The following is a 15409-nucleotide window of genomic DNA, read 5'->3' on the forward strand; positions in this document are numbered from 1 at the left end:
CCGGGCGGGAAAATGGAAGCGCGCCATTATACTCAGACACCTACCCGGGCTCAATGTAAAACTCTGTCTAATATCGCTGGAGTGATAGATGGAGATATCGCCACGCTACAGCTCGACCTTCACCCAACTCACTGGCTGATCCAGCCAATCGGCAAATTCGTCGATAAAGCTCTGTTTGAAGCCCGCCTCTGCCCAGTTGTTGAAGATGAACCCCAGGTTGGAAAAACCACAGGCCTGTAGGAACAGAAACCCGTTGATGTCATCTTCATGACCGCATTCGGGGCAGGTAAAGTTGTCGGTCCGCCCGGGCATCCAGTCTTCCAGGCTCTCGAACAGCGCTTCGCCCACTTCCTGGCGACACTCGGCGCAGCCGGCTTCTTCGAGAAAGCCTCTGGCCGGGGTATAGATGCAACGCTTGGTGATGATCTCCAGGCCATTGATCGGCTCGCCAAAAGGCAGTGCGTCCGGGCGCAGCACAACGTCCCGGGCACCGGCGGCAATGGCATGGCCCATGCGATTGCCGGTACGCCCACAGGTGCTCAGGGTTTCCTCGACGATATTCTTGCGCACCAGCCAACGCACAATGGCCCGAGCCCGGGGCTCGTGCACCGGCAGGGTGGAAATTTTCGGGACGAGGATGCTTTGCGAATTCATGGATAAGCCTGGAACATGCTGGGACGGTACGAACGCTTTCGCCGGCTAGCCGGCGCCTACCATTAATTGTAGGAGCCGGCGGGCAGGCGAACAGATTTAAAGGCCCGCAGCTTAATCCCTGAACCTCGCAGGTCAAGTGCTCAGGTAGCGCCCGATCAAGGCAACACCACTGGCCAGCACCAACCAGGTCACCAGGCGCACAAAAGCTTCCCGAGACAGCCTCATGGTCAAGCGCCGTCCCACCCACAAGCCCAACGCCATCGCCGGCAGCAAACACCCAGCCAAGAGCAACAGCGGCAACTCGGCATACACCCCGGCCACGGCAAACAGACTCAGACGCACCACGGTGCTGCAACTGATCAACGCACTCTGGGTGGCCCGGGCCGGGTCCTTGGGCAAACGGCTGTTCAGGTAAATGGCATATAGAAAGCCGCCACTGCCGAACAAGGCACCAAACATCCCGCCGACAATCCCCATGGGCACTGACCACCCCACCGCCAAGCGTGTGGGACGCGCCTTAACCCACAAGCTGTAAACGGCATAAGCGCTGATAAACAGCCCCATTAATAGAAGCAACAAATCGGACTTGAGGTTGAGCAAAAAGATCACCCCCAAGGTACAACCCAGCGCCATGCACGGCAGCAAGCGCAACAACTCGGGCTTGGCCACATCCTTGCGCGACGGCAGCAGGTTGCCGAAGGCCGCGACAAAGTCGAGCAACACCAATAGCGGCACGATTTTCGACAACGGCATGAACAGGATCAGGATCGGCCCCGCCACCAGCGCCGTGCCGAAACCGGCAATGCCAAACACCACGTACGCCAGCGCGATCCCCAGACCGATGACCAGCCAACCGCCCGGACCGAAAGACCACTGGTTCAAACCCTCGATGATCACACTCATCACTGCAACTTCCTTAGTCAGTACGCAACGACTTTAGCCAGCAGCGAGCCTTGCGACTAATATCTTCAAAGTCGCCTACTCATCACAAAAAGGCATGTCTTGTGATTTCAACCCGTCAATTGCGCTACTTCGTGGAAATCGCCGAATGCGGCAGCTTCAGTGCTGCGGCAGAGCGCCTGTTCGTCGCCCAATCGGCCCTCAGCCGGCAGATCAAGGAGCTGGAAAGCCAGCTGCAAACCCCACTGTTCGAGCGCACCGCACGCCTGCCACGGTTGACCGCCGCCGGTGAGGCGTTCTTCCCCAAGGCGCGCAACCTGCTGACCGAGCTGCACAAGGCCAGTGAACTGGCCACCCAGGTGGGCCAGGGGCAATTGGGCACGCTACGGCTCAGTCATTCCAGCACCGTGCCCATGAGCGGCCGCCTGCTGCAGGGCATCAGCGGTTATCTGCAATCCTGCCCCGGAGCGTCCATGGACATGGTCAAACTGTCCTCCGAGGGGCAATTGGAAGAACTCGCCGAAGGCCGGCTGGATATCGGCCTGCTGCGCCTGCCGGTACTGCGCCAGCGGGAAGGCGTACAGATCGTGCCGTTGTTCAGTGAGCCGCTGCTGCTGGCAGTGCCTGCGGAGCATCCGCTGGCACTGGACCCTGCGCCTCATGGGGTGGACCTGGCACAGCTCAGGGACCAGGCCTTTATCTCCATCCCTCATCCACAGCGCGGCGGCTTGAGCTACCTGTCGGCCGAGCTGTGCATGCGCCAGGGTTTCTTTCCCAAGGCGGCGCGGGTGATGTCGCGCAAGACCACCCAGTTGCAGTTGATCCAGGCCGGGTTCGGCATTGCCCTGCTGCCCGCCTCGATGCAGGACATTGCCCCGGCCGGCGTCCGCTTCTTGCCCCTGGCCGATAGCGACTGCCAAAGCACCGTCGCCCTCGCCTATCGTCAGCAACCCACGCCCCTGGTGGCACAGTTCGTCGAACATTTGCGTGCTCACCTGGATCTGCCGATTTGCGTTGTTCCATTGCCAGACAGCCCTTTAAACTGAGCCCATGATTAAAGATCCCTTTGCACGACTCGGCCTGAACCGCGAGGTCCTCACCGTCACCCAGCTCAACGGCCGCGCTCGGGTGCTGCTCGAGGATGTGTTCAGCAATATCTGGGTCGAAGGCGAGATCTCCAACCTTGCCCGCCCGGCTTCCGGCCATGTGTACTTCACCCTCAAGGACAGCGGCGCCCAAGTGCGCTGTGCGCTGTTCCGGCAGAATGCCGCGCGGGTCCGTCTAGCGCTGAAGGACGGCCTGGCGGTCAAGGTCCGGGGCAAGGTCTCGCTGTTCGAGGGACGCGGCGACTATCAGCTGATTCTCGACACTGTGGAGCCCGCCGGTGACGGCGCCCTGCGTCTGGCTTTCGATGCGCTGAAGGAAAAGCTCAGCGCCGAAGGGTTGTTCAGTGCCGAACGCAAAGTAGCGTTACCGGCCCATCCGCAACGCATTGGCATTATCAGCTCGCCCACCGGCGCGGTGATCCGCGACATCATCAGCGTATTCCGCCGCCGAGCGCCCCAGGTTGCACTGACGTTGATCCCCACGGCCGTGCAGGGTCGCGAGGCCACGGCGCAGATCGTCCGCGCCCTGCAATTGGCCGATGCCCGAGGCTTCGATGCCTTGATCCTGGCTCGGGGTGGCGGCTCCCTGGAAGACCTCTGGTGCTTCAACGAAGAGGCGGTAGCCCGGGCGGTCGATGCTTGCGTAACGCCGATCGTCAGCGCCGTCGGCCATGAAACCGACGTCTCCATCAGCGACTTCGTCGCCGACGTAAGGGCCCCCACCCCTTCGGCCGCCGCTGAACTGCTGGCCCCCGACTCCAGTGACCTGCAACGCCGGGTCGAGAGCCTGCATCGCCGCCTGGTGATGCGCATCCGCGACCGGCTGATGCGCGACCGCTTACGCCTGGACGGCCTGGCCAGACGCCTGCGCCATCCGGGCGAACGTCTGCGTCAGCAAGCACAACGCCTGGATGACCTGGATATGCGCATGCGCAGGGCCTTCGAGCGCAACCTCAATACCCGTCGCGAGCGCCTGATCCGCCTGGAAACCCGCCTCGGCGCCCAGCATCCAGGACGGCAGCTGGCCCTGTTGCGCCAGCGCCTGGACAGCCTCGCCGAACGCCTGCCCCGAGCCATGCGCGAAGGCCTGAAAGCCCGACGCCTGCAGTTGCACAGTCAGATGCAGACCCTGCATGTGGTCAGCCCCCTGGCCACCCTCGGGCGCGGCTACAGCATTCTTCTGGACGACCGCGGCCACGCCATCCGCACTGCCGCCCAGACCCGCAATGGCCAGCGCCTCACCGCCCGCCTGGGCGAAGGCGAACTGCAGGTGCGAGTCGAAGACAACCACCTGACGCCTGTCACTCTTTCTCTATTGGACTGATCCATGCCGCGTTTTCTCGCTTCCCTGCTGTTGCTGTGCCTGGCCTTCAACGCCAACGCCGATAGCTACATCACTCGCCTGTTGAACAAACCCGTGCCTGGTGGCGTGGCGGTAGTGGACCTGGGCAGCGCAGCCCAGGCACCCAAGGCCAGCTACCAGGGCAAACCCGTGCTGGTGGTGAAGGAGCAGAACAACTGGCTGGCCATTGTCGGTATCCCCTTGACGGTCAAGCCAGGCACCCAGCAGATCAGCGCCGGCAACCGCAGCCTGAACTTCGTGGTGGGCAGTAAGAAGTACCCCGAGCAGCACATCACCCTGAAGAACCAGCGCCAGGTCAATCCGAACCCGGCTGACCTGAAACGCATCGATGGTGAACTGGCAGAGCAGCTCCGTGCCTATCGCAGCTTCAGCCCCAACACCCCGAGCAATCTGCTGCTGGACAAGCCAGTGAACGGGCCGCTGTCGAGCAAGTTCGGTGTGCGCCGGTTCTTCAACGGCGAGGAGCGCAACCCCCACGCTGGCCTGGATTTCGCAGTGCCGGCAGGCACACCGATCAAGACCCCGGCGGCCGGCAAGGTGATCCTGACCGGCAACTACTTTTTCAATGGCAACACGGTGTTCGTCGACCACGGCCAGGGCTTTATCAGCATGTTCTGCCACATGTCGAAGATTGACGTGAAGGTGGGTCAGTCCCTGGCCCGTGGGGCAGTGGTGGGCAAGGTGGGTTCGACCGGACGCGCGACCGGCCCGCATATGCACTGGAACATCAGCCTGAACGATGCACGGGTGGATCCGGCGATCTTTATCGGGGCGTTTCAACCCTGATCCCGGGCCCTGATCGCCGGCAAGCCGGCTCCCACGAGGATTGCGCAGGCCATCATGACTGCGCAATCGTTAGTATTCTTTCAAAGAATAGGCAGCATAAAATCTCGATATAGTTTCTATTTCGAGTATTCCTCTCAATTTTTTTCGACTGCTTGCCATCTCTCACCTCAGTGGTTAGGGTTGAGCACATGAAAACCTCTCACACCCTCATTCAGCGTCGTCAACACCGGAGCCTCTGCCTCGTCAGCGCACGACTGCCAGGCTGAATCGCGATGCCTCATCCCCCTGCGTCAACACCTCACTCTTGACTCACCGGTAGGCCGCCTCTTTTCGGCCCGGACAATAAGGATTTCGCCATGACCATGCTCAAAGACCCATCCTCCAAGTACCGCGCGTTCCCGACCATCAACTTGCCGGACCGCACCTGGCCGTCGAAGACCATCACCAGCGCGCCGATCTGGTGCAGTTCGGACTTGCGTGATGGCAACCAGTCGCTGATCGAGCCGATGGATGCGGTCAAGAAGCTGCGTTTCTGGAAGACCTTAGTGGCCGTCGGCGTGAAAGAGATCGAGGCTTCGTTCCCCGCGGCCTCGCAAACCGACTTCGACTTCGTGCGCACCCTGATCGAAGGCGGCCACATCCCGGACGACACCACCATCCAGGTGCTGACCCAGGCCCGTGAAGACCTGATCGCCCGTACCTTCGAATCCTTGCGTGGCGCCAAGAAAGCCATCGTCCACCTGTACAACGCCACCAGCCCTTCGTTCCGCCGTATCGTCTTCAACCAGGACAAGGCCGGGGTGAAAGAGATCGCAGTGAACGCGGCCAAACTGTTCGTCAAGTACGCCGCCCAGCAGCCGGAAACCCAATGGCAGTTCGAGTACTCGCCGGAAACCTTCAGCGCCACCGAACTGGAGTTCGCCAAGGAAGTCTGCGACGCCGTGGTGGAAGTCTGGAACGCGACGCCGACCAACAAGGTGATCCTCAACCTGCCGGCCACCGTTGAAGTGGCGACGCCAAACATCTATGCCGACCAGATCGAGTGGTTCTGCCGCCACATCAACCGTCGTGACAGCGTGCTCATCAGCCTGCACACCCACAACGACCGTGGCACTGGTGTAGCCGCCACCGAACTGGGCCTGATGGCGGGCGCCGATCGTGTCGAAGGCTGCCTGTTCGGCAACGGTGAACGTACCGGTAACGTCGATCTGGTCACCGTAGCCTTGAACCTCTACACCCAGGGTGTGAACCCGGAACTGGACTTCTCCGACATCGACGGCGTGCGCAAAGTCGTGGAAGAGTGCAACCAGATTGCCGTACATCCGCGTCATCCTTATGTTGGCGACCTGGTCCACACCGCCTTCTCCGGTTCCCACCAGGACGCAATCCGCAAGGGCTTCGCCCAGCAGAAAGCCGATGGCTTGTGGGAAGTGCCGTACTTGCCGATCGACCCGGCCGACATCGGTCGCAGCTACGAGGCGGTCATCCGCGTCAACAGTCAGTCGGGCAAAGGCGGTATCGCCTACCTGCTGGAACAGGAATACGGCATCAGCTTGCCGCGCCGCATGCAGATCGAGTTCAGCCAGGTGGTGCAACGAGAAACCGACCGCCTGGGTCTGGAGATGACTGCCCAGCAAATCCACGCGCTGTTGCACAGCGAATACTTGCAGGCCAACACTCCGTACGCGCTGGTCAGCCATCGCCTGCAGGAAGAAAACGGCCACAGCGCCGTGGAAGTGGAAGTGTCGAGCAAGGGCCAGGGCGAGACCAACCTGAACTGGCGTGGCAAGGGCAATGGCGCCCTGGAGGCCCTGGTGGCCGGCCTGCCAATACCTGTAGAGATCATGGACTACAACGAACACGCCATTGGTGCGGGCACCAACGCCAAGGCCGCGGCCTACATCGAACTGCGGGTCAACGGTGAACGTGCGGTCCACGGTGTTGGTATCGACGAAAACATCACCACTGCCAGCTTCAAAGCGCTGTTCAGTGCCCTGAACCGCTCCCTGAGCGAGCAGGAAGCCAAGGCCGCTTAAGCAGCCCTGACAAAAAAGGCCCCGGGGAGTCCTGCTCCTCGGGGCCTTTTTGTATGTGGCATTAACCTAACAACCGGCGACGCTCGCCTCAGGCATGTACGTCGACGCTGAACATGGCCTGCAACAAGGCTGCCTGCAACACTTGCAAAGTGCTGTTGGTCACGGCGATCTGGGTCTGGATCTCCATCACCTGCTGGGCTTTCTGCTCGTCGCTGGCCTGGCCCTTCTCGGTGCTGGCCAACTGCGCCTGCTGTTGCTCAAGGATCTTCTGGGTCTGCTCGATCTGCTTCTGCAGTTGCTTGACCGGATCGCCTCCGCCTTTCACCGCATCGATGCTGGCATCGGCAGAGTTGACCCGCAGCTCCTTGTCTTCGCCGTCCTTGCCCTGGGCAACCGGCGCCAGCGGGCTGGTGTCTTCGGCTTCGCCGGTCGCTGTCTTCGGTGCCGACAGCGGGTAAGGATTGACGACATTGGCATTGATGGTGGTCATGACTGATTCCTCCTGAATGTCCGTCCTATCGGCCTTCATCCCTGAAGCTTGATATGTGCAACCTGTAAAAAAGTGTAGAGCCGCGGCCCAGCCCTTCTAGGTGAACCTGAAGGTATCGGCGTCGAGATTCGCGGGAAAGCGCGCTCGGTAGGCGGCCAACTCACCGGCGTTCAAGCGTACCTGGAACACCCCGTCCGCCTCCCCGGCACTGAGCAGGGTCTCGCCCTGATAGTCCAGCACCTGGCTGTCACCGGTATAGGCAAAGCCCTTGCCGTCGGTACCCACCCGGTTCACCGCAGCTACATAGCACAGGTTTTCAATGGCCCGGGCCGGCAGCAAGCGGTTCCAGTGCAGCCGCCGAGCCCCGGGCCAGTTGGCGGTGTACAGCAGCAGATCAGTGTCCTGGGCATCGCGGCTCCACACCGGAAAGCGCAGGTCATAGCAGATCAGTGGACGAATCCGCCAACCCTTGAGTTCGAACTGCACCTGGCGCTCGCCAGGGGTGAAGTGATTGTGCTCGCCGGCCATGCGGAACAAGTGGCGCTTGTCGTAGTGCCAGACTTCGCCGTCGGGACGTGCCCACAACAGGCGGTTGCGGTGGCTGCCGTCCGCCGCCTGGATGATCACACTGCCAGTGATCACCGCATCGAGCTTCTTCGCCTGGCAGCGCAGCCATTTGCTGGTGGGGCCGTTCTCCGCCTCAGCCAGGGTGCTGGATTCCATGGAGAAACCGGTGGTGAACATTTCCGGGAGAATGATCAGATCCGCACCGCGGGCCTGCTCCAGCAACTGCTCGAAATGCTCGAAATTGGCCTGGCGGTCATGCCAGGCCAGGGTAGTCTGGATCAATGCCAGATTCAGATCGGGTAACGCACTCAGATCACGCATAGTTTCTCCGCTGCCTGACGCAGCGTCTCCTCGCGCTTGGCAAAACACAGCCGAACCAGACGCTGCCCCTGAGGCGGCTGCTGATAGAACACCGACACCGGAATGGCTGCCACGCCGTGTTCGCGGGTCATCCAGATCGCCATGTCGACATCATTCAAGTCTGGACGAATCTGCGAATAGTCCACCAGTTGAAAGTAGGTGCCGGCCACCCGGGTAAAGCTGAAGCGCGAAGGACTCAGCAAATCGCAGAACAGATCACGCTTGGCCTGGTAGAAGGCTGGCAGCTGTTCGACATGTTCCGGGCATTCGGCCATGAAGTCCGCCAGAGCGTACTGCAAAGGGGTCACGCCGCAGAAGCTGACATATTGATGCACCTTGCGCAGCTCGGCGCTCAGGGCCGGCGGAGCAATGACATAACCGGTCTTCCAACCCGTCACGTGATAGGTCTTGCCGAAGGAGCTGACGACGAAAGCCCGCTGATACAGCTCCTCGTGGGCCAAAACGCTGACATGGGGGACGCCGTCGAACACCAGATGTTCATAGACCTCATCGCTGACCAGGTAGATGTCGCGATCACGGATCAGCACTGCCAACTGGTCCAGTTCGGCACGGCTGATCAAGGCACCACTGGGGTTATGCGGCGTGTTGAGAATGATCATCCGCGTACGCGAACTCAGGGCTTCGCCAAGTTTCTGCCAGTCGATGGCAAAGTCCTCGTGGCCCAGTTGCACATGCACACAACGGCCACCGGCCAGCTCCACTGCCGGCTCATAACTGTCGTAACAGGGATCGAAAACGATGACCTCGTCACCGCGCTGAATCACCGCCTGGATGGCACAGAAAATGGCCTGGGTGGCGCCCGGAGTGATGGTCACTTCGCTGTCGGCATTGACCTCGACGCCATAGCTGCGAGCGATTTTCGCCGCTACCTGTTGGCGCAGGGACGGCAAGCCGGTCATGGGTGCGTACTGGTTATGGCCATTGGCGATATGCCGCCCAACCGCATCACGCAAGGCTTGGGGACCATCGAAATCAGGGAAGCCCTGGGACAGGTTGAGCGCTCCGGTTTCAACCGCGAGCTGGGACATTTGCGTGAAGATGGTGGTGCCGACATTCGGCAGCTTACTGGTGATCATGAGGATTCCCTGCTGAACACCCGGCTCTACGACGGCGCGGGAGGTCCCGAGAATAGCCCAAACACCGGGCATGAAAAAGGGCGCATAAAGCGCCCTCTTACCCACACAAATCCCGGTTGCTCAGCGCTTGTCGCGGCGCTTCTTGTCGGCCTTCTTGTGGTGTGACATCAAACGACGCTTCTTGTTGACCTGGCGGTCGGTCAGCGTGTTCTTGTTGCCTTCGTACGGGTTCTCGCCACCCTTGAACTCGATACGAATCGGCGTGCCCACCAGCTTCAGTACGCGACGGTAGGTGTTTTCCAGGTAACGCACGTAGGACTTCGGTACCTTCTCCACCTGATTACCGTGAATCACGATCAGCGGCGGGTTAGCACCCCCCAAGTGGGCGTAGCGCAGCTTGATCCGACGGTTGTTGACCATGGGCGGTGCGTGCTCGCCAACGGCATCTTCGAGGATCTGCGTCAGGCGGCTGGTCGGCCAGCGGGTGACCGCCGACTTGAAGGAGTTCTGCACCGACTGGTAGAGGTTACCCACACCGGTACCGTGCAAGGCCGAGATGAAGTGGATATCGGCGAAGTCGACGAAGAACAACCGGCGTTGCAGCTCGGTCTTCACGTAGTCGCGTTCGCTCGGCTGCATGCCGTCCCACTTGTTCAGGGCAATCACCAGGGCCCGACCAGCTTCGAGGGCAAAGCCCAGCAGGTTCAGGTCGTGGTCTACCACGCCTTCCCGGGCGTCCATGACAAAGATCACCACGTTGGCGTCTTTGATCGCTTGCAGGGTTTTGACCACCGAGAACTTTTCAACTTCCTCGTGGATCTTGCCGCGCTTGCGCACACCGGCGGTGTCGATCAGCGTGTACTTCTCGTCGTTACGTTCGAACGGAATGTAGATACTGTCGCGGGTAGTGCCGGGCTGGTCGTAGACGATGACCCGGTCTTCACCGAGCATGCGGTTGACCAGCGTGGATTTACCCACGTTGGGACGACCGATGATGGCGATCTTGATCCCGTCTTTCTCGCTCGGGCCAGGAATGCGCTTGGCTTCCTCGCCTTCGGCGACGATCTCTTCCTCGCCTTCTTCCGGCTCGTCGGCGTCATCCTTGGGGAACTCGCTCAGGGCGATTTCCAGCATCTGGGTGATGCCGCGGCCATGGGCACCAGCGATCGGAACAGCGTCGCCCATGCCCAATGGCGCGAACTCGGCACGGGCCATGTCCGGGTCGATGTTGTCGACCTTGTTGGCGATCACGTAGGAGGTCTTGTTACGTTTGCGCAGGTGTTCGCCGATCATCTGGTCGGCCGCGGTAAACCCGGCCTTGGCGTCCACCAAAAACAACACCACATCGGCTTCTTCGATGGCCAGCAGCGACTGCTCGGCCATCTTTTCATCCATGCCATGTTCGTCACCGGAGATACCGCCGGTGTCGATCAGAATATAGGTACGCCCTTGCCACTTGGCCTCACCGTATTGGCGATCACGGGTCAGACCGGACAGGTCGCCGACAATGGCGTCGCGAGTCCGAGTCAGGCGGTTGAACAAGGTGGACTTGCCGACGTTAGGTCGGCCCACCAGGGCGATTACGGGAACCATGCGGCTCTCCACTGCGTTAATTCAGAAAATACAAAAGCCGCTGCGAGGCAGCGGCTGGTGCTCGGGGCAGCACTGTAGGAGCGAGCTTGCTCGCGATTGACTCCATGGCGCCGCGCTCATCCAGCAAGCTGGCGTCACCTGGCATCCATTGCGAGCAAGCCCGCTCCTACAGTTCGCTTGGGGATCCCCCCAAGCATAGTCAAACCATTACTTGATGGTCAGGGCTTCCAGTTTGCCGCTGTTGCCATACACATAAATCATGTCGCCCACTACCAGCGGACGAGCGCGCAGGCCGTCGCTATCGATGCGGGTACGACCGACGAAACGACCGTCAACCTGGCTCAGCAGGTGCAGGTAACCTTCCAGGTCGCCCACCGCTACGTAGCTGGAGAAGACTTCCGGGGCCGACAGTTGACGACGGGCCAGGGAGTCGTTGCTCCACAGGGCCGTAGTCGAACGTTCGTCCACGCCTTCCACGGTGCCCGACGACAGGCTGACATAGACGCTGCCAAAACCTTGCGCCACACCGGCATAGCTGGAAGCGTCACGCTGCCACAGCGGACGACCGCTCTCCAGGTCCAGGGCAACCACACGTCCCTGGTAGCTGGCGACGTACAGGGTACCGCCGGACAGCAGCAAGCCGCCGTCGATGTCCACTACCCGATCCAGCTCGGAACGGCCTTGTGGAATAGCGACACGCTGCTCCCACACCGGCACGCCGTTGCGGATATCCAGCGCCACCACCTTGCCAGTGGAGAGACCGGCCAGGGCCAGACGGTTGGTGGCCAACGGCGCACTGGTGCCCCGCAGGGTCAGTACCGCTGGAGTGCTGTCGTAGAGCCAGAGCTGGTTGCCGGTGCTGGCATCGAGGCCAATCACCCGGTCATCCTGAGTCTGGACCACCACCACGTCACCGTTGGTGGCTGGCGGAGCCAGCACTTCACTGGTGACCCGGGCGCGCCACTTCTCTTCACCGCTGGAAGCATCCAGGGCAACCACTTCGCCTTTCAGAGTGCCGATCATGACCAGGCCGTAACCCACGCCCACGGCGCCGGAAACAGGCAGTTCGAGATCTTTCTTCCATTTGACGTCGCCGTTCATGCGATCCATGGAAACCACAACGCCAGTCACGTCGGCGGCATAGATGGTGTCACCATCGATGGCCGGCACCAGCATGTTGTAGGTTTCGCCCTGACCGTCACCGATCGAACGGCTCCACTGCTTCTGCAGGACCACTTCTTCTTTGAAGTCGACCAGTTCAGCCGGCGGCAGTTCTTTCTTGCTGTTGCTGCTGCAACCCGCGGCCAACAAGGCCAGAGCCAGCAATGCTGCATGTTTCCAACGGATCACGTCATGCATCCCCTTTGGCCAGGTCGTCCAGCTTGATTTGTAAGCCACCGACCGCTGCTTCATCCGAGAGCGCCGCCTTGGCTTTTTGGTATGCCGCATGGGCTTCATCCACACGGCCCAACTGGACCAGCAGATCACCCTTGAGTTCTTCGCGGGTCGCCAGGAACGCCTTGTCGGCATCACCGTCGAGCAGCTTCAGGGCTTCATCAGCCTTGTTCTGCGCTGCCAGTACCTGGGCCAGACGCTGACGCGCCACTTCACCCAGGGTCGGGTTCGCCGGCTTGTCGGCTACCGCTTTCAACTGCGCCGCTGCGTCGTCCAGCTTGCCGGTGTCCACGGCTACCTTGGCCACGAACAGGTTGCCGTATTGCGCATAGGCAGTGCCGCCGAATTCGCTGTTGAGCTTGCCGGCCAGATCCGCAACCCGGGCAGCGTCAGGCTTGCCATCCGGCGTCAAGGTGGTTTCAAGCAGTTGCTGATAGAGCACCGAAGCGCCTTGCGACTGATTGTTCTGATACTTGTGCCAGGCCTGCCAGCCGAACACGATAACCAGGGCCAGCAGGCCGCCAGTCACCAGGGGTTTGCCGTTACGCTGCCACCAGTCTTTCAATTCCGCCAGCTGTTCATCTTCGGTACTCGACACCCCAATACTCCTTATTCGCTAAATCGGCTGTTTGACAGCTTCAACCCTGCACGACGCAGGTGGCCAGGTGCGCAGCGAGCGCATCCCAGGCAATGCTTTGTTGTTCACCCTGGCCACGCAGGGGTTTGAAACCTACCACTTGCTGGGCCAGTTCGTCGTCACCGAGGATCAGCGCGTACAACGCACCGCTCTTGTCGGCTTTCTTGAATTGGCTCTTGAAGCTGCCGGCACCGGCATTGATCTGCAGACGCAGGTTCGGCAATTGGTCTCGAACGCGCTCACTCAGCGCCAGTGCGGCCAGTTCGGCAGCCTCCCCGAAGGCGCAGAGGTAAACGTCGACCTGACGCGAGATCTCTTGCGGGATCTGCTCCAGGGTTTCCAGCAGCAGCACCAGACGCTCGATCCCCATGGCGAAACCAACACCCGGAGTAGGTTTGCCGCCCATCTGCTCGACCAGACCGTCGTAACGGCCGCCGGCACAGACAGTCCCCTGGGCGCCGAGCTTGTCGGTGACCCACTCGAAAACGGTCTTGCTGTAGTAATCCAGCCCGCGCACCAGCTTCGGGTTGATCACATAAGGGATGCCTGCGGCGTCCAGACGGGCCTTGAGCCCTTCGAAGTGCACACGGGACTCTTCGTCCAGGTAGTCGGCCAGTTTGGGCGCGTCCACCAGCACGGCTTGAGTGTCCGGGTTCTTGGTATCGAGCACGCGCAGCGGATTGGTCTTCAGGCGACGCTGGCTGTCTTCGTCCAGCTTGTCCATGCGCGCCGACAGGAACGCCACCAGCGCGTCGCGATAACGTGCTCGGGCCTCAGCGGTACCCAGGCTGTTCAGTTCCAGCTTGACCGCATCACGGATACCCAGCTCGCCCCACAGGCGCCAGGTCAACACGATCAGCTCAGCATCGATGTCCGGACCGTCGAGGTTGAAAACCTCGCAACCGATCTGGTGGAACTGGCGATAGCGGCCTTTCTGCGGGCGCTCGTGACGAAACATCGGGCCGATGTACCAGAGCTTCTGCACCTGACCACCGCCAGTGATGCCGTGCTCGAGCACAGCACGTACGCACGCCGCGGTGCCTTCCGGACGCAGGGTCAAGGAATCGCCGTTGCGGTCTTCGAAGGTGTACATCTCTTTTTCGACGATGTCGGTCACTTCGCCGATGGAGCGCTTGAACAGCTCGGTGAACTCGACGATTGGCATGCGGATCTGCTTGTAACCGTAGTTATCCAGCAGACGCGCCACAGTGCCCTCGAAATAACGCCACAGGGGGGTCTGCTCGGGCAGGATGTCATTCATGCCACGAATGGCTTGCAGAGACTTGCTCACAAAAAATCCTTAAATACGTTCGGTTAGCCGCGAGCGATCAGCGCTGCGTCGGCTTCGACCTTTTCGGCCGCCTTCTGCCGGATCAGCTTTTCAAGCTCGTCCACCAGATTGTCATTGGTCAGTTTCTGTGCCGGCTTGCCGTCGATGTAAATCAGGTTCGGCGTACCACCGGTCAGGCCGATATGCGCTTCCTTGGCTTCACCCGGACCGTTGACCACGCAACCGATCACTGCGACATCCAGCGGTACCAGCAGGTCTTCAAGGCGCCCTTCCAGTTCGTTCATGGTTTTCACCACATCGAAATTCTGCCGCGAGCAGCTCGGGCAGGCGATGAAGTTGATGCCACGGGAACGCAGGTGCAGGGACTTGAGAATGTCGTAGCCGACCTTCACTTCCTCGACCGGGTCGGCCGCCAACGAGATGCGAATGGTATCGCCAATGCCTTCGGCCAGCAGCATACCGAGGCCGACAGCGGATTTCACCGTGCCTGAACGCAATCCGCCGGCTTCGGTGATCCCCAGGTGCAGGGGCTGGATGATTTCCTTGGCCAGCAACCGATAGGCTTCGACGGCCATAAACACATCGGATGCCTTCACGCTGACCTTGAAGTCCTTGAAATTCAGGCGTTCAAGGTGCTCGACGTGGCGCAGTGCCGACTCAACCAGCGCCGCTGGGGTCGGTTCGCCGTACTTTTTCTGCAGGTCTTTTTCCAGGGAACCGGCATTGACCCCGATACGAATTGGAATCCCGCGGTCACGGGCGGCATCCACCACCGCACGCACCCGGTCTTCGCGACCGATGTTGCCGGGGTTGATCCGCAGGCAATCGACACCCAGCTCGGCTACGCGCAAGGCGATCTTGTAGTCGAAGTGAATGTCGGCCACCAACGGCACCTTGACCTGCTGTTTGATGCGGCCGAACGCCTCGGCGGCGTCCATGTCCGGCACCGAGACCCGCACGATGTCGACACCAGCAGCTTCCAGGCGGTTGATCTGGGCGACGGTTGCGGCCACATCGTTGGTGTCGCTGTTGGTCATGCTCTGCACCGCGATCGGGGCATCGCCACCGACCGGTACCGAGCCGACCCAGATCTTGCGGGACTCGCGACGTTTGATTGGAGATTCGCCGTGCATG

At 60.9% G+C, this 15409-nt stretch carries 14 protein-coding genes; 4 read left to right on the forward strand and 10 right to left on the reverse strand.

Annotation, left to right across the window (positions count from 1 at the left end; all coding sequences use genetic code 11):
- Nucleotides 1-105: 105 nt before the first annotated feature.
- Nucleotides 106-654, reverse strand: a complete 549-nt coding sequence (locus P7C00_RS25890) for a sugar ABC transporter ATPase (RefSeq protein WP_346633970.1) — start codon at nt 652-654, stop codon at nt 106-108.
- Nucleotides 655-786: 132 nt separating this feature from the next.
- Nucleotides 787-1557, reverse strand: coding sequence for a sulfite exporter TauE/SafE family protein (locus tag P7C00_RS25895; protein ID WP_404937586.1), 771 nt, complete (start codon nt 1555-1557; stop codon nt 787-789).
- Nucleotides 1558-1658: 101 nt separating this feature from the next.
- On the opposite strand from P7C00_RS25895, the gene P7C00_RS25900 reads away from it, so the two are divergent.
- The 4 genes from P7C00_RS25900 to leuA all read left to right on the forward strand — a co-directional run bounded on the left by P7C00_RS25900 (nt 1659) and on the right by leuA (nt 6845).
- Nucleotides 1659-2600, forward strand: a complete 942-nt coding sequence (locus P7C00_RS25900; protein WP_404937587.1) for a LysR family transcriptional regulator — start codon at nt 1659-1661, stop codon at nt 2598-2600.
- A gap of 4 nt (nt 2601-2604) precedes the next feature.
- The gene (xseA, locus tag P7C00_RS25905; protein WP_404937588.1) at nt 2605-3984 is read left to right on the forward strand and encodes an exodeoxyribonuclease VII large subunit; all 1380 of its coding nucleotides are present in this window, start codon (nt 2605-2607) and stop codon (nt 3982-3984) included.
- A gap of 3 nt (nt 3985-3987) precedes the next feature.
- Nucleotides 3988-4809 (forward strand): M23 family metallopeptidase, encoded by an 822-nt coding sequence (locus tag P7C00_RS25910; RefSeq protein ID WP_123724692.1) that lies wholly within the window; start codon nt 3988-3990, stop codon nt 4807-4809.
- A 356-nt stretch (nt 4810-5165) separates the two neighbouring features.
- Complete coding sequence (gene leuA / locus P7C00_RS25915) at nt 5166-6845, forward strand: 2-isopropylmalate synthase (protein WP_346633965.1); 1680 nt, start codon at nt 5166-5168, stop codon at nt 6843-6845.
- Nucleotides 6846-6933: 88 nt separating this feature from the next.
- Here the strand turns inward: leuA and P7C00_RS25920 are convergent, their stop codons facing one another.
- The 8 genes from P7C00_RS25920 to ispG form a co-directional block, all read right to left on the reverse strand.
- Nucleotides 6934-7335 (reverse strand): hypothetical protein, encoded by a 402-nt coding sequence (locus P7C00_RS25920; protein ID WP_346633964.1) that lies wholly within the window; start codon nt 7333-7335, stop codon nt 6934-6936.
- A gap of 96 nt (nt 7336-7431) precedes the next feature.
- Nucleotides 7432-8223: an amidohydrolase gene (locus tag P7C00_RS25925; protein ID WP_123724695.1), complete on the reverse strand. Its 792-nt coding sequence runs from the start codon at nt 8221-8223 to the stop codon at nt 7432-7434.
- Entirely contained in the window at nt 8211-9359 is a 1149-nt protein-coding gene (locus P7C00_RS25930; protein WP_404937589.1) for a pyridoxal phosphate-dependent aminotransferase, read from the reverse strand. Before P7C00_RS25930 ends, P7C00_RS25925 begins: the two co-directional genes overlap by 13 nt.
- 120 nt (nt 9360-9479) lie before the next feature.
- Complete coding sequence (gene der / locus P7C00_RS25935) at nt 9480-10952, reverse strand: ribosome biogenesis GTPase Der (RefSeq protein WP_346633961.1); 1473 nt, start codon at nt 10950-10952, stop codon at nt 9480-9482.
- Between the two features lie 207 nt (nt 10953-11159).
- A complete protein-coding gene (bamB, locus tag P7C00_RS25940; protein ID WP_346633960.1) occupies nt 11160-12311 on the reverse strand; it encodes an outer membrane protein assembly factor BamB in 1152 nt (383 codons plus the stop codon).
- Entirely contained in the window at nt 12304-12945 is a 642-nt protein-coding gene (locus P7C00_RS25945) for a tetratricopeptide repeat protein (RefSeq protein ID WP_123724699.1), read from the reverse strand. The genes bamB and P7C00_RS25945 overlap by 8 nt, the downstream gene beginning before the upstream one ends.
- A gap of 40 nt (nt 12946-12985) precedes the next feature.
- A complete protein-coding gene (gene hisS, locus P7C00_RS25950) occupies nt 12986-14275 on the reverse strand; it encodes a histidine--tRNA ligase (protein ID WP_346633959.1) in 1290 nt (429 codons plus the stop codon).
- A 23-nt stretch (nt 14276-14298) separates the two neighbouring features.
- On the reverse strand, nt 14299-15408 hold the full coding sequence (gene ispG, locus P7C00_RS25955; RefSeq protein ID WP_011063207.1) for a flavodoxin-dependent (E)-4-hydroxy-3-methylbut-2-enyl-diphosphate synthase: 1110 nt from the start codon (nt 15406-15408) through the stop codon (nt 14299-14301).
- Nucleotide 15409 lies beyond the last annotated feature (1 nt).

The sequence above is a fragment of the Pseudomonas sp. JDS08PS003 genome, from assembly GCF_045013505.1.
GTDB classification, from domain to species: Bacteria; Pseudomonadota; Gammaproteobacteria; order Pseudomonadales; family Pseudomonadaceae; genus Aquipseudomonas; species Aquipseudomonas protegens_B.

Bases quoted from the DNA above. Each gene is read 5' to 3' on its own strand.
- P7C00_RS25890 (WP_346633970.1), bottom strand. From the start codon at position 654: ATGAATTCGCAAAGCATCCTCGTCCCGAAAATTTCCACCCTGCCGGTG.
- P7C00_RS25895 (WP_404937586.1), bottom strand. From the start codon at position 1,557: ATGAGTGTGATCATCGAGGGTTTGAACCAGTGGTCTTTCGGTCCGGGC.
- xseA (WP_404937588.1), top strand. From the start codon at position 2,605: ATGATTAAAGATCCCTTTGCACGACTCGGCCTGAACCGCGAGGTCCTC.
- P7C00_RS25910 (WP_123724692.1), top strand. From the start codon at position 3,988: ATGCCGCGTTTTCTCGCTTCCCTGCTGTTGCTGTGCCTGGCCTTCAAC.
- leuA (WP_346633965.1), top strand. From the start codon at position 5,166: ATGACCATGCTCAAAGACCCATCCTCCAAGTACCGCGCGTTCCCGACC.
- P7C00_RS25920 (WP_346633964.1), bottom strand. From the start codon at position 7,335: ATGACCACCATCAATGCCAATGTCGTCAATCCTTACCCGCTGTCGGCA.
- P7C00_RS25925 (WP_123724695.1), bottom strand. From the start codon at position 8,223: ATGCGTGATCTGAGTGCGTTACCCGATCTGAATCTGGCATTGATCCAG.
- P7C00_RS25930 (WP_404937589.1), bottom strand. From the start codon at position 9,359: ATGATCACCAGTAAGCTGCCGAATGTCGGCACCACCATCTTCACGCAA.
- der (WP_346633961.1), bottom strand. From the start codon at position 10,952: ATGGTTCCCGTAATCGCCCTGGTGGGCCGACCTAACGTCGGCAAGTCC.
- bamB (WP_346633960.1), bottom strand. From the start codon at position 12,311: ATGCATGACGTGATCCGTTGGAAACATGCAGCATTGCTGGCTCTGGCC.
- ispG (WP_011063207.1), bottom strand. From the start codon at position 15,408: ATGCACGGCGAATCTCCAATCAAACGTCGCGAGTCCCGCAAGATCTGG.